This window comes from Halorubrum saccharovorum DSM 1137 (assembly GCF_000337915.1).
Classification (GTDB): Archaea; Halobacteriota; Halobacteria; order Halobacteriales; family Haloferacaceae; genus Halorubrum; species Halorubrum saccharovorum.
In genome coordinates, this window is sequence record NZ_AOJE01000012.1 from 142,909 (window position 1) to 164,609 (window position 21,701).

The 21,701-nt window shown below is 67.1% G+C and carries 19 protein-coding genes and 2 pseudogenes; 16 read left to right on the top strand and 5 right to left on the bottom strand.

Annotated elements, in window-relative coordinates; all coding sequences use genetic code 11:
- Positions 1-72: 72 nt before the first annotated feature.
- Positions 73-1,320, bottom strand: coding sequence for a serine hydroxymethyltransferase (gene glyA / locus C471_RS04795; protein ID WP_004046917.1), 1,248 nt, complete (start codon positions 1,318-1,320; stop codon positions 73-75).
- Between the two features lie 268 nt (positions 1,321-1,588).
- Between glyA and tbsP the strand changes: the two genes are divergently transcribed.
- From tbsP to C471_RS04840, 9 genes and pseudogenes are all read left to right on the top strand, one after another.
- Positions 1,589-2,404: a transcriptional regulator TbsP gene (gene tbsP, locus C471_RS04800; protein ID WP_004046918.1), complete on the top strand. Its 816-nt coding sequence runs from the start codon at positions 1,589-1,591 to the stop codon at positions 2,402-2,404.
- 85 nt (positions 2,405-2,489) lie between these two features.
- Positions 2,490-4,181, top strand: a complete 1,692-nt coding sequence (locus C471_RS04805) for a YcaO-like family protein (RefSeq protein ID WP_004046919.1) — start codon at positions 2,490-2,492, stop codon at positions 4,179-4,181.
- Positions 4,182-4,261: 80 nt separating this feature from the next.
- The gene (locus C471_RS04810) at positions 4,262-4,600 is read left to right on the top strand and encodes a cupin domain-containing protein (protein ID WP_004046920.1); all 339 of its coding nucleotides are present in this window, start codon (positions 4,262-4,264) and stop codon (positions 4,598-4,600) included.
- A 433-nt stretch (positions 4,601-5,033) separates the two neighbouring features.
- Positions 5,034-5,486, top strand: a pseudogene (locus C471_RS17950) (GHMP family kinase ATP-binding protein); the annotation flags it as partial.
- An 8-nt stretch (positions 5,487-5,494) separates the two neighbouring features.
- Positions 5,495-6,139, top strand: a pseudogene (locus C471_RS17955) (beta-ribofuranosylaminobenzene 5'-phosphate synthase family protein); the annotation flags it as partial.
- Positions 6,140-6,268: 129 nt separating this feature from the next.
- The gene (locus C471_RS04825; protein ID WP_004046921.1) at positions 6,269-7,105 is read left to right on the top strand and encodes an RAD55 family ATPase; all 837 of its coding nucleotides are present in this window, start codon (positions 6,269-6,271) and stop codon (positions 7,103-7,105) included.
- A 116-nt stretch (positions 7,106-7,221) separates the two neighbouring features.
- Positions 7,222-8,190 carry a hypothetical protein gene (locus tag C471_RS04830; RefSeq protein WP_004046922.1) on the top strand — a complete coding sequence of 323 codons (969 nt, stop codon included), beginning with the start codon at positions 7,222-7,224 and terminating at the stop codon, positions 8,188-8,190.
- Positions 8,187-8,996 carry a hypothetical protein gene (locus tag C471_RS04835; RefSeq protein ID WP_004046923.1) on the top strand — a complete coding sequence of 270 codons (810 nt, stop codon included), beginning with the start codon at positions 8,187-8,189 and terminating at the stop codon, positions 8,994-8,996. Before C471_RS04830 ends, C471_RS04835 begins: the two co-directional genes overlap by 4 nt.
- An 87-nt stretch (positions 8,997-9,083) precedes the next feature.
- A complete protein-coding gene (locus tag C471_RS04840) occupies positions 9,084-10,208 on the top strand; it encodes a putative sulfate/molybdate transporter (RefSeq protein ID WP_004046924.1) in 1,125 nt (374 codons plus the stop codon).
- Positions 10,209-10,452: 244 nt separating this feature from the next.
- Here the strand turns inward: C471_RS04840 and C471_RS04845 are convergent, their stop codons facing one another.
- A complete protein-coding gene (locus C471_RS04845) occupies positions 10,453-11,535 on the bottom strand; it encodes a pyridoxal-phosphate-dependent aminotransferase family protein (protein ID WP_004046925.1) in 1,083 nt (360 codons plus the stop codon).
- Positions 11,536-11,723: 188 nt separating this feature from the next.
- Between C471_RS04845 and C471_RS04850 the strand changes: the two genes are divergently transcribed.
- The 5 genes from C471_RS04850 to C471_RS04870 all read left to right on the top strand — a co-directional run bounded on the left by C471_RS04850 (position 11,724) and on the right by C471_RS04870 (position 16,188).
- A complete protein-coding gene (locus C471_RS04850; RefSeq protein WP_004046926.1) occupies positions 11,724-13,313 on the top strand; it encodes a COG1361 S-layer family protein in 1,590 nt (529 codons plus the stop codon).
- A complete protein-coding gene (locus C471_RS04855; RefSeq protein ID WP_004046927.1) occupies positions 13,303-14,268 on the top strand; it encodes an ABC transporter ATP-binding protein in 966 nt (321 codons plus the stop codon). Before C471_RS04850 ends, C471_RS04855 begins: the two co-directional genes overlap by 11 nt.
- On the top strand, positions 14,261-15,046 hold the full coding sequence (locus C471_RS04860; protein WP_004046928.1) for an ABC transporter permease: 786 nt from the start codon (positions 14,261-14,263) through the stop codon (positions 15,044-15,046). The genes C471_RS04855 and C471_RS04860 overlap by 8 nt, the downstream gene beginning before the upstream one ends.
- A gap of 70 nt (positions 15,047-15,116) precedes the next feature.
- Complete coding sequence (locus tag C471_RS04865; protein WP_049908969.1) at positions 15,117-15,734, top strand: hypothetical protein; 618 nt, start codon at positions 15,117-15,119, stop codon at positions 15,732-15,734.
- A 196-nt stretch (positions 15,735-15,930) separates the two neighbouring features.
- A complete protein-coding gene (locus C471_RS04870) occupies positions 15,931-16,188 on the top strand; it encodes a hypothetical protein (protein ID WP_004046930.1) in 258 nt (85 codons plus the stop codon).
- Between the two features lie 94 nt (positions 16,189-16,282).
- Here the strand turns inward: C471_RS04870 and C471_RS04875 are convergent, their stop codons facing one another.
- Both C471_RS04875 and C471_RS04880 read right to left on the bottom strand, forming a co-directional pair.
- The gene (locus C471_RS04875) at positions 16,283-16,651 is read right to left on the bottom strand and encodes a hypothetical protein (protein WP_004046931.1); all 369 of its coding nucleotides are present in this window, start codon (positions 16,649-16,651) and stop codon (positions 16,283-16,285) included.
- A gap of 158 nt (positions 16,652-16,809) precedes the next feature.
- Entirely contained in the window at positions 16,810-17,658 is an 849-nt protein-coding gene (locus C471_RS04880) for a hypothetical protein (RefSeq protein ID WP_049908970.1), read from the bottom strand.
- Positions 17,659-18,756: 1,098 nt separating this feature from the next.
- Between C471_RS04880 and C471_RS04885 the strand changes: the two genes are divergently transcribed.
- Positions 18,757-19,440, top strand: a complete 684-nt coding sequence (locus tag C471_RS04885) for a hypothetical protein (protein WP_160163123.1) — start codon at positions 18,757-18,759, stop codon at positions 19,438-19,440.
- 137 nt (positions 19,441-19,577) lie between these two features.
- Here C471_RS04885 and C471_RS04890 read toward each other — a convergent pair whose 3' ends face one another.
- Positions 19,578-20,189 (bottom strand): DUF7344 domain-containing protein, encoded by a 612-nt coding sequence (locus C471_RS04890; protein WP_239638614.1) that lies wholly within the window; start codon positions 20,187-20,189, stop codon positions 19,578-19,580.
- A gap of 322 nt (positions 20,190-20,511) precedes the next feature.
- On the opposite strand from C471_RS04890, the gene C471_RS17960 reads away from it, so the two are divergent.
- On the top strand, positions 20,512-21,558 hold the full coding sequence (locus tag C471_RS17960) for a SipW-dependent-type signal peptide-containing protein (RefSeq protein WP_004046935.1): 1,047 nt from the start codon (positions 20,512-20,514) through the stop codon (positions 21,556-21,558).
- Positions 21,559-21,701 lie beyond the last annotated feature (143 nt).

The window sequence follows — 21,701 nt, forward strand, 5'->3', positions numbered from 1 at the left end:
ACCCGTCGGAGCCGCCCCCACTTTGTACGTACGGATTCGGTCCGGCGGCCGGGGTCGGTCGAGGCGAGGGAACTACTCGTACAGCGGGTGCTCCTCGCAGAGTTCGACGACGCGCTCGCCGACCTCGTAGATCACGTCGTCGCTGTCGACGTTGTCGACGACGCGGTAGATGAGGTCGCCGACCTCCTCGATCGCGTCCGCGTCGAAGCCGCGAGTGGTGAGCCCGGCGGTGCCCGCGCGGATCCCCGAGGGGTTGAACGGCGAGCGCGTCTCGCCGGGGACCGTGTTCCCGTTGAGGACGATGTTCGCGGCCGCGAGCGCGTCCGCGGCGTCGCCCCCGGGGAGGTCCGGGTGCGAGTCGCGGAGGTCGACCAGCACGAGGTGGTTGTCGGTGCCGCCGGAGACGAGGGTGAAGCCGTGTTCCTGCAGCGTCTCGGCGAGCACGTCGGCGTTGTCGACCACGTTCTGGGCGTAGGTCTCGAACGAGGGGTCGAGCGCCTCCTTGAACCCGACCGCCTTCCCGGCGATGTTGTGCATGAGCGGGCCGCCCTGCCCGCCGGGGAACACGGCCTTGTCGATGTCGTCGGCGAACTGCTCGTCGCACATCACGATCCCGCCGCGACCGGCGCGGATCGTCTTGTGCGTGGAGCCGGTGACGAAGTCGGCGATCCCGACCGGCGAGGGGTGGACGCCGGCGGCGACGAGCCCGGTGATGTGGGCGATATCGGCGAGGTGGTAGGCGTCGACCGCATCGGCGGCCGCCTGGATCTCCTCCCAGTCGACCGTGCGCGGGTACGCGGAGTAGCCGGAGACGACGATGTCCGGCTCGAACTCCTCGGCCGCCTCGCGGAGCCCCTCGTAGTCGATGTAGCCGGTGTCGGCGTCGACCTCGTACTGCTCGACCTCGTAGATCTGGCCCGTGAAGTTCGCGGGGTGGCCGTGCGAGAGGTGGCCGCCGTGGTTCAGGTCCAGCGAGAGGATCTTGTCGCCCGGCTCCAACACCGAGTAGTAGACGGCCTGGTTCGCCTGCGTCCCGGAGTGCGGCTGGACGTTGACGTGGTCGGCGCCCCACAGCTCCTTCGCGCGCTCGATCGCGAGCTCCTCGACCTCGTCGGCGTACTCGCAGCCGGCGTAGTACCGCCCGCCCGGGTAGCCCTCGGCGTACTTGTTCGTGAGGACGCTCCCCTGCGCCTCCAGCACCGCCTCGCTGACGTGGTTCTCGCTGGCGATCATCGCGAGCGTCTGCTCCTGCCTGTCGCGCTCCCCGGCCAGCGCGTCGGCGACCGCGGGGTCGACCTCCCGGACGTGCTCGTAGTCCATGTAGGAACCCCCGTCCGATCGCGCATTAATCCTTGCGTCACGTCGGTGCCCCGGGTCTCGCACGTCGCGTCACGCCAGCCCTCGCGGTCGCGTCACGCCAGCCCTCGCGGTCGCGTCACGTTCGCGCTGGTGGAGCCTCGTTCGGAATTGAATCAATAAAAACACCGGATCGGCTATTCTCAAGGGTTTCGGACGCTGAAACTCCGTTGTTCACTCTCGCAATCCCGTTAATATTAAATACGCAACTGGCTTTTATCCGAGGAGATAAATGGTGTCGAATTTACTGGAGGCAGACGTCGAAAACGTCCTCGACGCGGCGTTCTCGGGGGACGATCAGGAACTGCTCGTCGTCGACCCCTCCGCGGAGACGATCGTATCGCTGGTCGAGGCGGCGATCGGTCGAGACGACCTGCCGGAGATGTCGATGCTCGTGGACGAACGAACGCTGAAGGGCGTGATGGAGGACTTCCTCGTCGCGTCGAAGGCGGCCGACCTCGTCGCCGACGGCACGCTCGACCTTCGGATCCTCGACGAGGCGGTCGACAACGCGCTGTTCGTCTCCCCGTCGCGGGCCGTCGTGCTCGTGAGCACCGACGACCACGTCGCCGCGCTCGCTTCGGACGACGAGGAGTTCGTCGACGAGGTGTTCGAGACGCACAGCGTCGCCTTCGACGCCGCCGAGACCTACGGTCTCCGCACTCCCGCGATCAGCCGCGTCCGGGAGACGATGGCGACCGAGATCGGCGAGGCGACCCGCGAGGACTTCGACGCCGTGCTCGCCGCGATGGACTCCGCCCGCGGCGACGACGGCGGGCTCGACGAGGTGACCGTCTCCCTGCTCGTCGCCGCGAAGAACGACGTGCTCTTGTACGACATCTCGAAGTGGGGCGAAGACGTGGGGATCGCCTCGAAGGCGACGTTCTCCCGCACGAAGACCCGGCTCGAAGACCTCGGGATCATCGACACCGAGAAGGTCCCGATCGACGTCGGCCGCCCCCGCCTCCGGCTCAAGCTCGGCGACGATCGTCTCCGGGACCTCGACGCCGGCGAGCTCGCCGACGAAGTCTCGGAGATGCTGTCCTGATCGGTCGAAGCCCCGACATCAGGTCGCGCCTCGTTCCGACACCGTCACCCGCGGCTTTTTTTCGCCCCTTCGCCTTGGAGGTGACATGGACATCGGACTTGTCGGCGACGGCCCCGCGGTCGAGGCCGTCTCGGCCGCGCTCGGCGACGTCGACGTGAACGTGATGCCCGTCGAGGAGGGGCTGCTCGACGGGTTCGACCTCGCGGTCGTGGTCGACACCGCCGGCTCGGAGACCTTCGCGACCGCCGACGAGCACCTCGACCGCTGGGTCGCGATCGAGGTCGGCGGGCTCGGCGGCGTCCCCCTGGAGTCGGTCGACGCCGCGGTGAGCGTCTTCGACGAGACCTGCTACGACTGCCTCGGGACACGCGTCGCCAGCGGCGGGTCCGAGGCGGCCGACGCGCCGGCCGGCCGCCGGTCCGCCGTGCGCTACGCCGGCGCGCTCGCCGGTCGGCGCGTCATCCGGCTGCTCGCCGGCGATCCGGTCGCAGACACGGTCGCGGAGGTGCCGGGCGGCGAGCGGACCCTCCTCCCGGTCCCCGGCTGCGACTGCGGCGCCGACCCGGGAGACGCGCTGCCCCGCGAGGGGGAGGAGCGGTCGCTGTCGGAGGCGGTCGACCGCGCGGAGCGGGCGGTCGACCCTCGGGTCGGCCCGCTCTCGGAGGTGGGCGAACAGGAGTCGTTCCCCGTGCCGTACTACGTCGCGCGCGTCGCCGACACGACGCAGTTCTCCGACGCGCGGGCGGCCGAGTTCGGCGGCGGCGTCGACGCCGGCTGGGACGCCGCGTTCATGAAGGCGCTCGGGGAGGGGTTAGAGCGGTACGCCGCCGGGATCTACCGCGAGGAGTCGTTCACGCGCGCGCCTGCGGCGAACGTCTCGAATCCGGTGACGCCCGACGCGTTCGTCCGCCCCGAGAGTTCGGAGTCGTACGCCCGCGACGACCGGCTCCCGTGGGTGACCGGCGAGGGCCTCGGCACGGGCGAGGCCGCGAGCCTCCCGGCGGAGTTCGTTCACTTCCCGCCGCCGGAAAAGCGGTACCGACCCTCGATCACGACCGGGCTCGGGCTCGGGAACTCCGGGCCGCACGCGGCCCTGTCGGGCCTTTACGAGGTCGTCGAGCGCGACGCGACGATGACCAGCTGGTACTCGACGGTCGACCCCCTCGGGATCGACGTCGACGACGAGGGGTTCGCGGAGTTAGCGAAGCGCGCCCGCGCCGAGTCGCTGTCGGTGACGCCCCTCCTCGTCACGACCGACGTCGACGTTCCCGTCGTCGCGGTCGGCGTCCACCGCGAGGGCGACTGGCCCCGGTTCGCGGCGGGCTCCGGCGCCGACCTCGACCCCGCCGCAGCGGCCCGGAGCGCGCTCGCGGAGGCGCTCCAGAACTGGACCGAACTCCGCTCGATGGGGCCCGACGCGGCCGCGGAGCAGGGCGCGGCGATCGGTCGCCACGCCGACTTTCCGGCGGAGACGCGGGCGTTCTTCGACCCGGACGCGAGCGTCCCGGCCGAGTCGCTCGGCGAGCCGGAGCTGTCGGGCGCCGACGAGCTGGCCGCCGTCGTCGACCGCGTCGAGACGGTCGGTCTGGAGCCGTACGTCGCCCGGACGACGACCCGTGACCTCGCCGCGCTCGGCTTCGAGGCGGTCCGCGTGCTCGTCCCCGGCGCGCAGCCACTCTTTACCGGCGACCCGTTCTTCGGCGACCGCGCCCGCGACGTGCCCCGGTCGATGGGGTTCGAGCCGGACCTGGAGAAGGCGTACCACCCGTTCCCGTGACCGTCGGGTCGTCCCGGCGCGCCCACTGGGCGGTGCGCTCGACCACCGCGGTTTAAGCCGATCGCCGTCCGGTATCCGCCATGGACGTACTCCCCGACGCGGACGTGAAAGCGGTGGAAGCGATCGACGGCGTGTTCCTCACGCAGGGGGCCGCCGGCGACGAGACGAGCATCCAGCGGTTCGTCATCGAGCCCGGCGCCGAGGTCCCCGAACACGACCACCCCCACGAGCAGGTCGGCGCGATCACCGAGGGGGCGATCACCTTCGTCGTCGACGGCGAGGAGCGCGTCGTCGAGGCGGACGACACGTACGTGATTCCCGGCGGCGAACCGCACGCGGCGCACAACGACACCGACGAGCCGGTCGTCGGCTACGATATCTTCTCGCCGCCGCGGACGAACCCGGACTGGCAGGAGTGATCGCTTATAAATAGATGTGCAGTGGCGCGTGCCGCCGAGCGCCCGGAGGGCGCGAGGTGCACGCGCGAGGGAGTCGGACCGGCGCAGCCGCGCCGGTCCGACGAGGCTGGGGAGGCGTGAGGCGCGGTGCGGTGCCGTGCGGGTGGGACTCAAAGGGGCAGTCGCCGGCGGCGACGCCGCCGGCTGCCAGAGGCGCGAAGCGCCTCGCTGCCACGAGGATGTCGGAGGCGACGCAAGCACCGCAAGGAGCGCAGCGAGCGTGCGACATCCTCGTGGCTGGGGCTTTGGAGGTCTTCTCCGTCGATCCGCCGCTAACCGTTTATAAGCGAACGCATCTACCTGAGTCGCGATCCGAGTCACGATCCACATACCGGGGCAAGGCCCGCCACAGTCACGCACCCTTTATCAGTCGCCCCCGAAACCGACGACATCCATGGCACGCGCGAGCGCCGGGGCCCGGCTCCACTTCGGCTTCTGTAACCTCAGCCTCTCGCACGAGCGGCTGTACGGCGCCCTCGGGCTCGGGCTCGCGGAGCCGCGGGTGGTCGTCGACGCGGAGCCGGCCGCGGCGGTGACTGTCGACGTCGGCGAGCTCGCCGCCAGCGACGGCGTTCGCCGAGACGCCCGCGAGTACGCGGCCGCCGCGACCGACCTGCTGGGCGTCGACGGCGCCCGGGTCACGGTCCGCGAGACGCTCCCGCGTCACGCCGGGCTCGGGAGCGGCACCCAGCTGGCCGCGGCGACGCTCGCGGCGGTCGCGACCGCCCACGGCGAGGAGCCCCGCGTCCGCGAGCGCGCCCCGGCGCTCGGTCGCGGCGGGCGCTCCGGCGTCGGCGTCGCAACCTTCGAGGCAGGCGGGTTCGTGCTCGACGCCGGCCACCCCACCGCGCGGTTCACCNTGCCCCGGCGCTCGGTCGCGGCGGGCGCTCCGGCGTCGGCGTCGCAACCTTCGAGGCAGGCGGGTTCGTGCTCGACGCCGGCCACCCCACCGCGCGGTTCACCACCGACCGCCCCGCCGACGGCGAGTGGACGGTGCCGCCGGTGGCCGCCCGCCACGCCGTCCCCGACGACTGGCGGTTCCTGCTCGTGCGCCCGGACGCCGACCCGGGCCGGAACGGCGACGCCGAGGACGACGCGATGCGGACCGCGGTCGAGCGCGCGGAGCCCGGCCTCGCCGACCGGATCGGGGGGATCGTCACCCGGCGCGTGCTCCCCGCGATCGCGGCGGGGAACGCCGAGCGCTTCGGCGCCGCGGTCGCGGAGATCGGCCGGCTCAACGGCGCGTGGTACGCCGACGAGCAGGGCGGCGTCTACCGCCCGCCGGTCGGCGACGTGGTGGCGTCGCTGTCGGACGCCGCGGCCGTGTTCGGGGCCGGGCAGTCGTCGTGGGGGCCGACCGTATACGGGGTCACGGACGCCGCGAACGCGACCGCGGCCGCGGAGGCCGGGGAGTGCGCCCTCGACGAGGCGGGCGTGGAGGGGTCGGTCTCGATCGTCGAGGCGGCGGACGGCGGGGCGCGAGTGACGGGGGGCGGGTGACGGGGGAGCGGGTGACGGGGGGCGGGTGATGGGGCGCGGGTGACGGGGGGCGACGGCGGCCGGGAGTGAGGCGAGCGCTGACCGCGTACGAGCAACAACACTAAGCGGAGCGCCCTCCCCATACGGGGTATGCCGAGTCTTCCGTTCGGCGTCGCCCGGCTCGACTCGATCCTCGAGGGCGGAGCGCCGCCGGGGAACGTCGTGTTGCTCGCGGGCGAGTCCGGCGCCGGCGCGCGCGAGTTCCTGTACACCAGCGCGGCGATGAACGCCCTCGGACACGCCGACCCGGAGCTGTTCGACCTCTACTACGGTGACCTCCCCGCCGGGGCGACGCTTCCGGAGGCGGTCCACTACATCTCCTTCACCGCCGACACCGACGCGATCACGCGGGAGATGGGGTACACGATGGCCGACGAGATCGTCGACGCCGCGATCGGCGGGATCGAGTTCCGGGACCTCTCGCCCGAGTATTTCCAGCTCAGCCCGATCCCGCGCGACTGGTACGAAGACGAGACGACGTCGATCACGGAGCTGGGCGACCGCGGCGAGTACGAGGACGTGCTCACCGCGTTCGGCGACTACCTGTCCGCGCACGCCGACGACAGCCTCGTCTGTATCGACTCCGTCACCGACCTCGTTTCGATGGTCGACGAGGACACTGAGTGGAGCGACGTGACGATGGTGATGAAGGGGCTCAAGAAGGCGGCCTACGAGTGGGGCGGACTCATCCTCGTGTTGGTGAACACCGACTCGATCACCGACCGGGAGTTCGGCGCGCTGATGGACGCCGCGGGCGGCACCCTGCAGTTCTCGTGGGAGAGCGGGGGGTCTCAGCGCGCACGGACCATGTTCGTCCGCGAGTTCCGCGGCGTGCTCTCGCAGTTGGAGTCGGAGAACATCGTCCGGTTCGAGACCGAGATCCACGAGGGGGGATTCGACATCAGCGACGTGCGCAAGATCCGGTGAGGCCGCGCCAGCGACTGCGCTAAACCGAGGCCCGCCCGAGTATCGATCCGGAGAACGACGCGACAGATTACTTAAGTCTCCTCCCGAAAGGGAGCGTAGATGACGGAGGATCCGCGATGAGCGACCTCGATCCGACCGACCAGACGGTCGACGCCGCGATCGAGGCCGCTGCCGACGAGGCCGGTGTCGGTCGCGAGGAGCTGCTGAAGCGCGCGCTCGTCGCGCTCGCGGACGCGGAGGGGATCGACGTCCCGGACGCGGAGGAGGTGGCGGCGATCGAGGCGCGGCTCGACGACGTCGACGACGAAGTCGACGAGAAGATCGACGACCTCCGAGAGCGCTTCGTGGAGCTGTATCGCGAGCTGGAGTCGAAGGCGCCCGCCGACCACGAGCACGCGGAGACGGCCGAGCGACTGGACGCGATTGCGGCCGACCTCGACGCGGTCGGCAAGCGCCTCGACGAGGTCACCGACCGCGTCGACGAGGTCGAGGCCGAGGCGGCCGCGACGGCGACCGTCGGCGAGGCGGTCGAGGGGACGCTCGACGACTTAGACGACCGGCTCGCCAGCGTCGAGTCTCGGATCGACGAGGTCGACGAGCGAGCGGCTCGGACCGAGGGGCTCGACGACCTCGAAGCGCGGGTGGACGATCTGGAGGCGCTCGACGACCGCGTCGGCGACCTCGACGAGGTCGAGGAGAAGCTCTCGCGAGTCGCGAGCGCGATCGTCAGGGTCCGACGCCGGTTAGAGGCGGCGGAGCGCGACCGCGCTGACCGAGAACGCCTGGACGCCCTGGCGGCCGCCGCAAACCGCGAGGGGGTCCGGAAGGCCACGTGCGAGAACTGCGGCGAGACGGTCGACCTCGGGCTGTTGACGGCGCCGGAGTGCCCCCACTGCGGCCGCCGGTTCGGGGACCTGGAGCCGAACGCCGGGTTCCTCGGAACCTCGCGGCTGCTCGTCGAGGACCAGCCGGCGCTCGACGGCGAGGTGAACGAAGAGCGGCCCGGCGTCGCCGGCGACGGAGCGGGGACCGAAGACGAGTCCGGCGTGAGCACCCGAGACGCCGGCGGAGGTGGCGGTTCGTGAGCGACGACGAGTCGACTCCCCCCGACGACGCGGGTACGACCGAGGACGCGGACGGGCTGTTCGACGACGAGTCGATCGGCGACGCCGACGAGATCGACGACCCCTTCGCCCGGTTGGACGAGAACGCGTCCGGGAGAGACGCATCCGAGGGGGACGCGTCCGGTGAAGCCGTTCCCGAGAGCGATACCGGCGCCGAGAGCGAGACCTTCGACGAGAGTGAGACCTCCGACGAGACGAGGGGGGAGACTGAGACTGGGTGGAAGGCCGAGATAGGGGAGGAGGCCGAGGCGGAGGTGGAGGCCAAGACGGAGGAGGAGCCGAGAAGTCACGGCCCCGTCGACGCGGGCCGTGACGACGACGCGTCCGGATTCGGTTCCGCCGCGGACACGAATCGGGCCCGATCGGACGACCCCTTCGACGAACTCGGCCCGGCGACCGCCGAGACCGACGCGGACCTCGGCGACGCGTTCGAGCAGATGGACGTCGGGAGCGTCGCCGAGGAGGACATCTGGGAGTCGCTCGACGAGGGCACTGCGGGCGGCGTCGGCGAGCTCGGCGTCGGAGTCTCGGAGACGGACGCGACTGGAACCGACCTCGGCGGGGGCTTCGGCGCCGGCGTCGAGCGCGTGATCTCGAAGCGGACCTACTGCCAGCAGTGCCCGCACTTCTCGGCGCCGCCGACTGTCTCCTGCGACCACGAGGGAACGACCATCCTGGAGGCCGTCGGGTTCGACGAGTTCAGGGTCCGAGACTGCCCGATGATCAACGAGGACGATCCGACGTTCGACGCCGAGCCCGAGAGGTAACCGAAACACGGCACGTTTCGAACGGACGTGATCGCCGGCGGTTTCTGAACACGCTCAAGTCGATCGGACGCAGAGACCGTTCCGTCCGTGGAAACCGTTCAACGATCGGGCGAGAGAGGCGTCGGATTCGGGTCGGGAGCGCTGACCGGAGCGATAGGGGATTCGATCACGGTTATTCCGCTTGTCGTCGCACTCGCGCTACTGACGGACGTGTCGCTCCCGCACGCGCTCGTCGGGTTCGGGGTCTTTCAGATCGTCTGGGGAGTCCGGTACGGGCTCCCGGTGTCGGTCGAGCCGATGAAGGCGCTCGCGGCGCTGGCGATCGCGGGCGCGCTGACGTACGCGGAGCTCGCGCTCGCCGGACTCGTCCTCGGCGTCCTCCTCCTCGCGATCGGGCTCTCGGGGACGCTCGCGCGGGTCGAGCGCTGGATCGGCGAGCCGGTGATCCGCGGGGTGCAGTTCGCGGTCGGGCTCGTCCTCCTCGAAACCGGGGTCGACCTCGCGCTCGGCGACCCGGTCCTCGCGGTCGCGGGAGTGGCGATCGCCGCGGCGGCCGCGCTCGCCGGACACGGGAAGGCGAGCGCCCTCGCGGTGGCGGTCGTCGGCGTGCTGATCGCGCTCGTCACCGCCGGAATCCCGGCGCCGCGGTGGCCCGGGGTGCCGCCGGACCTGTCTCTCCAAGTGCTCTCCGGGGCGGTCACCCGGCGCACGGCGGACGGGATCGCCGCGCAGCTCGCGATGACGATCGGCAACGCCGCGCTGGCGACCTCCCTCCTCTTCGCCGACCTGTTCGACGCCGAGGTGACGCCGGACGAGCTGTCGGCGAGCATGGGCGCGACGAACCTGATCGCGGTGCCGTTCGGCGCGATTCCGATGTGTCACGGCTGCGACGGCGTCGCGGGCAAGCACGCGTTCGGCGCCCGGACCGGCGGCGCGAACGTCGTGCTCGGCGTCGGCTACCTCGTCGCCGTCCCCTTCGCGACGCCGGCGCTCCTCGGCGCGTTCCCGGTAGCCATGCTCGGCGCGCTGCTCGCGATCGTCGCCGTCTCGCTCGCGCGCAACGCCGTCGACTCCGAGAACGTCGCCCTCTCGGTCGCGATCGGCCTCGTCGCGCTGGCGACGAACCTCGGCGTCGCGTTCCTGCTCGGGATCGCCGCGCACCTCGCGTGGGAGCACGTGGGAAAACGCGGTGAGGGAGTGGATCGCTTATAAATGATCGATGCGGTGGCGTGTCCCGGCGAGCGGCCCGCAGGGCCGTGAGCCGACGGCGCGAGGGAGTCGCTGGCGGCGAAGCCGCCAGCGACGAGGCTGGGGAGGAGTGAGGTGCGGAGCGGTGCTAGACGGGTGAGACGAGTGGGGCTTTGGAGGTCCTCACCGACGATCAGCCAGCAACAGCCCCTTATAAACGCACGAACCAACCAAACCCGGATTCACCCGCGACCGATCCACCTACCTCTTACAACACCTCCTCAAGCGCGTCCATCGCCTCGTCCACCCGCTCGACCCGCGCGTTGTGGCCCATGTGTCCGACGCGCAGCACGTCGTCGGCCAGATACGCGAGCCCGGTCGCGAGGAGCACGTCGTGGTCCTCGCGGAGGCGGGTCTGTAGCTCCTCGGCCCGTCCGGGCACCTCGAACGCTGTCACCGTCGGCGAGCTGCGCTCGGGGTCCGGATACGGCTCCAGCCCCAGCTCCGCGCCGCGCTCGCGACACCGCGCCGCCGCGGTCCGGTGTCGCTCCCGGACCGCGTCGAGCCCCTCGTCCAGCCACAGCCCGAGCGCCGCGTCGAGCGCGACGACCTCGGTCGTGAGGTGGGTGTACGGGAACCCCTCGTCGGTGTCGCGCCACGGGAGGAAGTTCGTGTACAGCGAGTGCGGGTCCCGCTCGTCCATCGCCGCCCACGCGCGGTCGCTGATCGCGGCGGTGGTGAGCCCCGGGGGCGCGCTGAAACACTTCTGAGAGGCCCCCAGGCACACGTCGACCCGGTCGGTCGGCACCGGGACGCCCCCGAGCGACGAGACGGCGTCGACGACGGTGAGGATCTCCCCGTCGGCCTCTTCGAGGAGGTCGAGCGCGGGCCCGAGGTCGTTGAGCGTTCCCGTGGGCGTCTCGCAGTGGACCATCGTCGCGACCTCGAACTCGTGGTCGTCGTCGAGGATCGACTCCAGCTCCGCGAGCGGGAGGGGATCGTCGTAGTCGGTCGAGACCAGCGTCGCCTCGCCGCCGTAGTCCGCGACGAAGTCGGCGAAGCCGTCGCCGTAGAGCCCGTTCGAGAGACACAGCACTTCGGTGCCGGGCTCGACCAGGGAGGCGATCGCGGCCTCCAGCCCCAAAATGCCCTCGCCGCCGGGGACGACGACATCGCGGTCCGGGGCACCGTTCGCTCCGGTCTGTCCGGCACCGTAGACCGTCGCGAGCCGGTCGGTCAGCCGGTCGTAGATCCGGTGAAACTCGGGGTCCACGTCGGGGTTGATCAGCTCGCGGCTCATCGCGTCGCGGACAGGGGCGGGGACCGCGGTGGGTCCCGGCGTCATGAGCATACCCCGTCACTCGGGTCCATCGGCATAAGGGCGCTGCCCGATGCCCGCGGAGTCAGTCCACCTCGGTCACGAGTAAGTATATAATAACGGCAGACATAGTTTGAAATATGACACGAACTAATCGATTCCGCTCGCCGCCGGGACGTCTCGCCGGTGAGTGCGAAGCGATCGAGGGTCGGAGGGCGTAGATGTCTCGACGTTCGCTCGCCATCCTCGCGTCGGTCGCGCTCCTCGCCGGCGCGCTCGCTGGGCTCGCGGTCGCGCAAGAGGAGCCGCCGTTCGTCCGGGGTGAGCCCGAGTTAGACGTGTACCTCCCCGACTCGACCGTGTCGCCTGGGACGACGGCCGATCTCACGGTGCAGATCGCGAACGACGGCGATGTGGACGCGGGAACCGACCTCCGGAGAGACACCGTCACGACCGCGCGGAGCGTCGTGATCGAAGTTGAGAGCGATCACTCGCCGCTCGTGGTCGAGACGAACCGGTTCGCCGTCGGTTCGATCGGAGGTGGTGCGGTCCGCGAGGTCCCCGTCTCGGTGACGGTCCCCGCCGACGCAGAGCCGGGGACGTATTCGCTCGACGTGCGACTCCGATACTCGCACACGTATCTCTCGGCGCCGCGGAGCGGAGTCGTACAGGATCGATCGCGGACGCGGACCGAGTCGATCTCGGTGACCGTCGACGACAGACCCCGGTTCGCGGTACGGACGGTCGACACGAACGTTCAGGTCGGCGACTCCGGAACGCTCACGGCGAACGTGACTAACCTCGGCGGAGAGGTCGCCCGAGACCTGTCGGTCGAGCTCGTCGCGAACGGGCCCGACTTCGCGCTCGGAGAGACGGAACGGAACACCGCTCGGATCGACCGACTCGGCCCCGGAGAGAACGCAACGGTCAGGTTTCCGGCGAGCGTCAGCCAAGACGCCGCCGCGGAGTCGTTCGACCTCACAGGTACCGTTCGGTACACCGACGTGGACGGGATCCGCGGCGCCCAAGAGGGGATACCGGTCGGGATCAGGCCGCTCGCCGAGCAGTCGTTCTCGGTCGAGGTCGACGACTCCACGCTTCGCATCGGCGAGAACGGAAGCGTTCGCGGGACGATCCGCAACGACGGACCGACCGACGTTCGAGGAGTCGTTCTCGCGGTCGGCGACGGGGCGTTCGCCCCCCGCAGTCCGCGGTACGCCGTCGGCGACCTCGCCGTCGGCGAGAGCACCGCATTCCGGTTCCGCGGCGAGGTCCCGGCGAGCGCCGACTCGGTCCCCCAGCAGCTGACCCTCGCGACGAGCTACCGAAGCGTCGCCGACACGGAGCGGACGACGCGAGACGCGGTACGCGTTCCTGTCGCTGAACGCCGAGACGCGGTGACGGTAGAGCCGGTCGATCCGCAGTTCGCGGCCGGCGGGGACGACGTGCTGCGGCTTGACGTGACGAACCGCCGCGATGTCGAACTCCGGGACATCGAAGTTCGACTCGCCGCCGACGCGCCATTGGAAAGCGAGTTTCGGACGACCGTGATCCCGTCGCTGGCGCCCGGAGAGACGGGTCGGGTGGCGTTCGACCTCACGGTCGACGGCGATGCGCCAGCGAGTCGGTACCCGGCGAGCGTCGACATCGCCTACACAGACCCCACCGGAGTCCGCGTCACTGGCGACACCGCGACAGTCGCCGTCGCAGTCACCCAGTCGTCCGGCGGTACGATCCCCATCGAGGCGGGCGTGTTGATCGTCCTCCTGATCCTCGTCGCCGCCGGAGCGTGGTGGTTCTATGTCCGGTGACTCCGCTCGTCCGCTCGTCGTCGAGGAACTCACGAAGGACTACGGGAGTGTGGTGGCGAACGACGCCGTTTCGTTCACCGTGAACGAAGGGGAGGTGTTCGGCTTTCTCGGCCCGAACGGCGCGGGGAAGTCGACGACGATACGGATGCTGTTGGGGCTGTTAAAGCCCACGTCGGGGACTGCGAAGGTTCTCGGTGCCGACATCCAAGACGAGGCCGCGCTGACCGACGCCAAGCGTCGGATAGGGTATCTCCCGGCACACCTCGGGTTCGAAGAGGAACTCACCGGCGAGACGGTGCTCGACTACCACGGCGAGATGAAAGGAGATACTCGTCGAGACGAGATGTTAGAGCTGTTCACCCCTCCGATCGACCGACCGATACGGGAGTACTCGACCGGAAACAAACGGATGCTCGGGCTGGTGCAGGCGTTCATGCACGATCCCGACCTCGTGATCATGGACGAACCCACCGCCGGACTCGATCCGCTCAAGCAGGAGGCGTTCAACGAGTTCATCCGAGACGAGCGCGACCGCGGCACGACCGCGTTCTTTTCGTCGCACGTGTTGAGCGAGGTGCGGCGCGTCTGCGACCGCGTCGGCATCCTCCGCGCTGGAGCCCTCGTCGAGCTCGAGAACGTCGACGCCCTGCTCCACCGGAGCGGAAAGCACGTTCGCGTCCACGCGAGTGACGACGCGGTCACCGCCATAACGGCTCTCGATGGCGTCGTCGGACCCGAACGGTTCGCCGAGGGCGTCCAGTTCATCTACGCCGGTGACGTCAACGCGCTTCTCCGCGAACTCGCGGCTCACGATATTCGAGACGTCGAGCTCGGCGAACCGCCGATAGAGGACGTGTTTACTCACTACTACGGGAGCAGAGCGGGGGTAGACGAAGGGGACGGAGGCGAGCAGAAGGGAGACGAACCCGACGGAACGGGGGAGGACGATGTTTGAAACGGTCCGGTACGAGGGGAAACGGCGGCTCCGCGGCGCCGCGATTCTCACGGCCGGCGTCGGGGCGTACGCCGGGTTCATCGTCTGGTACTTTACCGTTCTAGAGGGGGTCAACTACGAGGACGTCTTCAGGGATCTGCCGCCGGCGATGCTGGAGGCGTTCGGCATCGAGAGTCTGTCGACGATCGAGGGGTTCCTCGGTGCACAGGTGTTCAATTTCGTCTGGCTGCTCGGGCTGGGGCTGTACTTCGCGTACGTCGGCGGCGGTACCGTTGCGAGCGACATCGAGACGGGACGGATGGACATCTTCCTGTCGCTTCCGATCACGCGGTCCCGGCTGCTCGTCGAGAAGTTCGCCGCGCTGCTCGTTCCCATGATCGCCGTCAACGCCCTCGGCGGACCGATCATCTACCTGTTCGTCGTCGCCGTCGGGGAGACGATCCCCCTCGACAACCTGTTCCTCGCGCACCTGCTATCGATACCGTTCCTGCTCGTCTGCGCGGGGATCGGCCTCGCGTTCTCGGTCGCCGTCGATCGCGCGGCGATCGCGGAGCGAGGGGCCGTCGGCACCGTTTTTGTCCTGTACCTCCTCGAGTCCGTCGTCGGCGGTGCCGAGGCGTACGACTGGATTCAGTACCTGAGCCCGACGCAGTACTACGAGCCCACGCCGATCCTGATCGAGGGCTCCTTCGAGGCGATCGACTCGGCGATCCTCCTCGTCGCGTTCGTCGGTCTGCTCATCCTCTCGCAGGCGCTGTTCGAGCGCCGTGACGTGTGAGTACTGCCGACCGTTCGCGACGGCCTTTCCGCCGATACGTTAATACGGTTCTGTCGCCTGAGTTACGACAATGATGCTTCCGACCCACGTGCTCGGCGGGATGCTGCTCGCCGCGCCGCTGGTACGCGTGGCCCCGGAACTGGCGCCGATCGGCTTCGTCGCCGGGTTCCTCGGGGGGCTCTTCCCGGATCTCGACATGTACGTCGGTCACCGGAAGACCCTCCACTTCCCCGTGTACTACGGCCTGTTCGCGGCGATCGCCCTCCTCGCGGCGCTGGTCGCGCCGTCGGCGGCGACCGTCGCCGCCGCCCTGTTCCTCCTCGGCGCCGCGGTCCACAGCGTCGCCGACATGTACGGCGGCGGGCTGGAGCTGCGGCCGTGGGAGGGGAACTCCGACCGCGCCGTGTACAACCACTACCACGGGGCGTGGATCGCCCCGCGGCGGCTCGTGCGATACGACGGCGCGGTCGAGGACCTCGCGCTGTCGGTGGGGCTGTCGCTTCCCCTCCTGCTCCTGCTCGACGGCCCGCTCCGGCGGGTCGTGCTCGGCACGCTCCTCGTCGCGGCCGTGTACACGGTGACTCGGCGTCATCTCGCGGAGATGGCGGCGAAGATCGCTCCCTACGCCCCGGACGCGCTGTCGCCGTTCCTCCCGGAGCGGTACGTCGACGACGACACGAAACAGTAGGAAGCGGTCGCGACCCGTGCCCCGGCCCGCGCCGCGCGCTCGGCGACGAGCGCGCGCTCGTCCGCGTCAGCCATATCCCGCGTCCCGGCCGCCGAACGCGTATAAACGTCGATCCCGCGAGCGCTAGGGGCAGCAAACAATTAACTCGATTCCGAATCCGAGTATGTTTAAGTAGGCCCGGAGTGGACAGACGCACATGGAACCAGAGGAAGCGGTCCGCCAGCTCGAATGCGCAATCGACGCCTCGCTCGACGAGACCGGACAGCGCACGGCCGCCACCTACCGCCCCACCTTCGAACGCGTCGCCGACCGCGCCGACGGCGGCGCCGTGTACGCGCTCGCCGGCGCGCTGGCCGACGAGGTCGTCGCGGGCGACCGACCGACACCGGCCGAGGCGAACGCGACCGCGGAACGCGTGCTCGACGACTGGGCGTACACGGACGGCGGCGCGTAAGGTCGGACCGGCACGTCGATGGGTCAGACTGTCGATCTGGCGCGGTCGGCGAGGACAGACTCCTTCTAGATATCGGATCGGGAACCACGGCCGACTAATCTTCGTCGGGCCCCTCCGACCGCTCCGCTTTCAACTGCCTGACCTCTCGCTCCACGTCGAGGTCCTCAAGATTGTCGAGGCTCACCGTCACCGTCCCGGATGTCTCGTCGTCGCCGTCGCTCGCAGTCTGGTCGCTTCCGGCCCGGCTCGTTCGACGACTAGTCGAGTCTGATGAGCTGGTAAGTCGTACATCGATCTTCCGGACCAGTACATACGCCGTGGCTGCCGTCCCCGCTGACACGGCAGCGTACACCACCAATAACGCCTCTACCCCGAACCGGGCCTCTAGAACCGGCCCGGCCAGCCACGCGAACACGCAGACCCCCACCAACAAGCTGGTCGAGAGCGGGACGGCTCTGCTCATACTCCAGCTTGGATGTCTAAGAATAAACACCTTCGCTCAACTCCGCCTCTGATCGGCCAGAATCCGCGGGCGGTCTGCAACAGTTCGCGTCGCAACCGATGTCGATCCGCATCAGATAGCCCCTCTTTCGAAAGCGTACCGTTAAGCGAGAAGTCGAATCAGGCGGATCGAGCGATATCGCCGGGATGGTTCGTCTCGAATATCCGTGCGCCACACTCCTGACACGAGACGGCGACGATATCGATTGACCGGCAGCAAGACGCGACAGTGTCTTCCTCGATCGCGACAGTTCCGGTACATTCGGGACACTCCTCAAGGAACAGCCGCAGAACGTACAGGAGTTGGCTTTGTTGCCGGAGACCGAGCGTTTGCCATCCGTCGAGCCGTACCTCTAATTCCGTCGCAGCCGCCACGTCCGCGAGGAACGCCCCCCGGGATTCCCATTGCCCGGCCTGTGTTTCGTCGGCGTAAGCCACGAATGCCTCGCCGAACTCTTCGAAGGTCAGTATGTCGGCTTCGACACCGAGAATGTCCGCCAGCTCTGCCCGCGAAGTCTCCTCCGACCGAACGGACTCCAACCGATCGCTCCAAGCTGTTTGGAACTCGTCGGTGAGACAGAGGTCGTCTACGTTCTCACACGGTTCCACCGCCTCCGCACGCATCAAGACCGTCTCAACGTCGAGATTCTCATCGGCAGATACCGCAGCCCTGGTGTGCGAATCCTTGTCGAACCGCCGCAGCAGCCAGTCGGGGAAGTACTTCTTAGTGAGTGTCGGCGTACCGGGAACGAGATATCCCCGAAGCGCGATACTCGCGGCCGATAGTCCAAGCACGATAACACCGACACCCGTCCCGGTTGCCACTCCGGCGTTCGCCCCGACCACGCCCCCAATGGCAGCGGCGGCAATGACGCCGATAGCGCTGTTCACGACCGTACACGGGACGCATCGCATTTCGCCCGTGTACTCCGGCCGTCGGAACCGACTCACTACGTCCCCAATACCCATATAGCATATAGATAGTGTCTTCAGATTAAATGTTTATGTCGGATTACACGATATCGGAGCGACAAGCCCGTGTTTCGATATTAATTTGGGTTATATATTTGGACCGTAGTGAGTCGACATAACTGGTATTGCATCACATTGCTCTGTTGAATCCGATGACGGCATGGGGATCACGATCTCTTAATGCGCGTTTATCTCGCTCTTTGTCGTCGATGATTTGGATCGAGCCACCCAGTGATCTCGATCCTCTCGCTCTCTGCCAGGACTCCATCTCTGAATTCTCTCAGTAGCGGTCCTGAACCGAGTATAGAGTGACCTGATCCCGACGCCTTCCGCGGATTCAACAGAGCACATCACACAGATCGATACTGTTCGGTGTCGTCGCCGTTTGCACGATGTCAGTCCGGCCGACGCGGGTGAACCGTTGCTTGAGTGTGTCACGAGACCCCTGCAGGGTAGCCTAACGAATTCAATGGCTCATCGCGCTGATTCTCTCACGTGGCGAGCGAGGTCCGGTCGGAGTGTCCGTGTTCCCCCGACGCCTGCCGTCGTCACCTAAAACCGGAGGTTCGCGTAGTCACGAGAGACGCCACCTCTCGGCCGACGCTTCCGAACGACGGGGAAGGTGTCGAGAGGAAGAGAAAACCAGTCCTGACGATTCTCGATCGCGTTCATGGAGATGGTGGCGCATACACCACGGTCTGAGCAGTCTTGGTGAGCCATGTTGACGTACCCGGAACGGCCGTGGTACCGGTCTGATGGGGCGATCTCGTCTCGAAATGTTCCCAGACGTCGACACCTGAGCGCGTCTGCGAACTCTCATCAACCACGTGAGCAAGCAGAGATTGTTAGTCGGGTTACTATCCGTGGAAGATTCCAGAGCCGGACGAACCCTCGGTCCAATAACATTAACGCGACACTACTCGCCCCATGACCGGAGGGACTCGCGCCTGCTCATCCCGGAAGGCACCGCGTCGATTGGTGTTTTCGGTTTCACTGATCGTCTCAGATGATTATCAGCGGTAGAAATTGGCACAGAACGGTTTTAGGCCTTGACTGGCAAACACGGGTGTAAGCCAACAGCAGGGCTGATACCGAGTGATTAGCATCCGTATGAATGCTAACTCAAAATCGGAACCACAAACAATGTTACAGAAAGGCAAACAGCAGGGACCTCAGGAGGCGGCGACGCATTTGGGCCTGGGGTTCATGTATCACGATGAACGGGATCGAGAGCTAGCGATAAAGGCGTTTGCGGTCACTGATACGTTCCAATTCCAACACCTCACCGAAGACGCCGCACGCGAGGCGAGCGAAGCGTACGTAGATGCATTATGGGAGAAAGACCGTATCGAGGCGGCGTGTACCGTCGACGGGGATCTCGACACGTCCGCTCTAAACGACGCCGACTGGTCACCCGTGAGAGAGGCCTTCGAGCGACGTGCCTCGATCGCCGGGATCGATCCGGAGTACGCCGAGCTATCCACGGTCGCATGGCGGCGTCACAAGGTCGGTGGTGACTACTGGACGCCGATGAAGCAGGCGCAGGTACACGAACTTCGAGCGGCACTTCAGGACTCGGACTACCCCCACAAGCCTCGGGGCGGCCAGTCCGGGCACGGGCCGGAAGCCGCACGGTACGCGCTCGGCGTCGAGCTCCACGACACGCGGCGGTTCGACGAGATGACGGACGTGATGGTTCCGTACTTCGAGCGGATCGCTCGACGACACCAGCGGCACAACGACGAGAAGTGGGATATTTCGAATACGGTCAGTCGGTAAGTGAATCGCATTCCCGGCGTATTTACCCACGACACGAGAGACATGTACGCGACTTCAGACCGCAGACCGGGACTAACACGTCGGAGTGAGGCCCCCGTTCGTCCGCACGGCTGGGCGCTCGACGTCGGGTACCGATGTCAATCGTCCAAGACGACCTTCTGGAGATAGAACCACCGGAGCGACCACAGCTGGTAGGATATCGAGATAACGAACGCGAACAGGAACACCGTCGCAAACAGCAGCGATTCGACCCCGGCGAAGAACGCGACGTTCGTGTCAGCCGCCACGACGCTGATGAGTCCAAGCACACCGAGACTTCGGTAATAACTATCCCAAGTGATACCCAGCGGCGTGACGACGTTCATGTACACGTCGATCTCGCGGGCCGTCTCGCAGAGGGAGACAATCTTCTCGTCTCTGTCGAAGTCAACGAATCCGAGCTCTTCGAGCTTCGGCAGATGAGTCTGGCTCAGCGTGTTGTAGACGCTCTGGCGGCAGTCCCGGGGCGGCGGTGACTCACCCACTTCGCGTTCGGCGATATGGTCGGATAGCTCGCGGACCTCGACCGGTCTGAGTCGCTGTTTGAGATACTCAAGCGCCAGCCGCCGCCGGTCGTTTCGGAGGACATCGTGGATCTTCTTCGTATCGGTGCGGTCTCGACGTAGTCGCTGTGTGAACATGTGTGACAGCCCAATTGGGTACGGTCTGTATTCAGCCAGTATGACATAATGACCGTATCCCTCGTTCATATAGCTTTCTAAACATCATTTTTCTGACTTGAATAGCGACGTGAGATACTCGACGGTAGCTAGTCGATCGATTACCGCTTCTTCGCTTCAGGCACCACAATCCGCCCGAGTAATCAGTTGTTGTGGTATTTCAATCTCTGCCTGACGTGTCACAGGGATCGCTTGACGGATTACAGGGTAATGTTGAGCTAAAAAATACCATAATTCTTAAACTTCAACTGCGGGTTAAATCCACTGAACACTACGTTCAAGAGAACTGAGGTGTTAATAACTTTAAATTGGGGTGCCAATGGGTTGGGTACGTTCGGACCACCCGTGACGGGTGGAACCGGACATCAAACCCATGTCAAACGACAGCAAATACAGTCTCTCCCGGCGGAAGGCGCTACTCGGACTCGGCACAGTCGGTGTCGCCGGCGCCGGCGCTGGGGTCGGAACGAGCGCACTGTTCAGTGACGAGGAAGAGTTCGATGAAAACCAGATCACCGCCGGGACGCTCGACATGGCGGTGAAGGCCGAAGTCGTCGCAGCGAACGAGTACTGGAGTAACCAGGGTATCCTCGGCAACCCACTCACGGCTGACGGGGACGTGGTACAGAATTTCCAACTCAATGACGTTAAACCGGGCGACTGGGCCATCATTTGCTTCACCGTGGATTCGGTTGGTAACAACCCATTCTACCTGACGATCCACGGGGACGCGGAGGAGTACAGAGAAACAGAAGGTACCAGCACGGAACCCGAAGAGGATGCTGACGGCAACACGACGGACGCCGGCTTCGAACCGGTCACCGCCACGAACGCCGAGCTGGGTGACAAGCTCCTCGTGAGCTACTGGGAGCAGTGGGACGGCACGGCACCGTCGGAAGGTACCCAGAGTGGCGACAAGAGCAACCTAGCGCGGATGGACAGCATCAGCAACACGGAGTCGAATACGTACCCGGCCCCGACTACTGACGATGGTGTCCCGGAATATCAGGAACCGGGTGAGGACGGGGTCGTCACTTCAGGGACGCTCGGCTACACGGACGCCCGCGAGTTCTACTTCGGACTGGACCAGGATCCCAATAATCCGGGCACCGGTAACGACCCACTCGGAAACGGCATCGCGAGCGGCGACGGTATCCTCGTCGGTGGGGTGAGCGATCCCGTCCAGGTCGGGTCAACCGACACGAACGAAATTGGTCGGCCCCGCATGGGTGACCCGGACGGCGACGGTGAGGCTGAACTCACCTTCTACCTGCTGCTCGAACTTCCCTCGGAGGTCGGCAACGAGATCCAGGGCGACGCCGTGAAGGGCAACCTCAGGTTCAGCGCCGAGCAGGTCCGGAACAACGACGACCCGCGCAGCGGCAGGAACTCGTCGTAATCGTAACTGAACAGTATAGTTCGCTCATCGTCTGACCCACGCCGGCGCACGAAACCCCTCGAATAGTTATCGAGGGAGCTGAACGCGGGCTTCGCCCGCAAACGGCGGTTCGACTCCGCCGGTGGGTCTTCCCCAGGAGGGGA

What these genes read in the sequence shown, in the direction of transcription:
- glyA (WP_004046917.1), bottom strand. Translation starts at nt 1,320, where the DNA reads ATGGACTACGAGCACGTCCGGGAGGTCGACCCCGCGGTCGCCGACGCG.
- tbsP (WP_004046918.1), top strand. Translation starts at nt 1,589, where the DNA reads ATGGTGTCGAATTTACTGGAGGCAGACGTCGAAAACGTCCTCGACGCG.
- C471_RS04805 (WP_004046919.1), top strand. Translation starts at nt 2,490, where the DNA reads ATGGACATCGGACTTGTCGGCGACGGCCCCGCGGTCGAGGCCGTCTCG.
- C471_RS04810 (WP_004046920.1), top strand. Translation starts at nt 4,262, where the DNA reads ATGGACGTACTCCCCGACGCGGACGTGAAAGCGGTGGAAGCGATCGAC.
- C471_RS04825 (WP_004046921.1), top strand. Translation starts at nt 6,269, where the DNA reads ATGCCGAGTCTTCCGTTCGGCGTCGCCCGGCTCGACTCGATCCTCGAG.
- C471_RS04830 (WP_004046922.1), top strand. Translation starts at nt 7,222, where the DNA reads ATGAGCGACCTCGATCCGACCGACCAGACGGTCGACGCCGCGATCGAG.
- C471_RS04845 (WP_004046925.1), bottom strand. Translation starts at nt 11,535, where the DNA reads ATGCTCATGACGCCGGGACCCACCGCGGTCCCCGCCCCTGTCCGCGAC.
- C471_RS04850 (WP_004046926.1), top strand. Translation starts at nt 11,724, where the DNA reads ATGTCTCGACGTTCGCTCGCCATCCTCGCGTCGGTCGCGCTCCTCGCC.
- C471_RS04855 (WP_004046927.1), top strand. Translation starts at nt 13,303, where the DNA reads ATGTCCGGTGACTCCGCTCGTCCGCTCGTCGTCGAGGAACTCACGAAG.
- C471_RS04860 (WP_004046928.1), top strand. Translation starts at nt 14,261, where the DNA reads ATGTTTGAAACGGTCCGGTACGAGGGGAAACGGCGGCTCCGCGGCGCC.
- C471_RS04865 (WP_049908969.1), top strand. Translation starts at nt 15,117, where the DNA reads ATGATGCTTCCGACCCACGTGCTCGGCGGGATGCTGCTCGCCGCGCCG.
- C471_RS04870 (WP_004046930.1), top strand. Translation starts at nt 15,931, where the DNA reads ATGGAACCAGAGGAAGCGGTCCGCCAGCTCGAATGCGCAATCGACGCC.
- C471_RS04875 (WP_004046931.1), bottom strand. Translation starts at nt 16,651, where the DNA reads ATGAGCAGAGCCGTCCCGCTCTCGACCAGCTTGTTGGTGGGGGTCTGC.
- C471_RS04880 (WP_049908970.1), bottom strand. Translation starts at nt 17,658, where the DNA reads ATGGGTATTGGGGACGTAGTGAGTCGGTTCCGACGGCCGGAGTACACG.
- C471_RS04890 (WP_239638614.1), bottom strand. Translation starts at nt 20,189, where the DNA reads ATGAACGAGGGATACGGTCATTATGTCATACTGGCTGAATACAGACCG.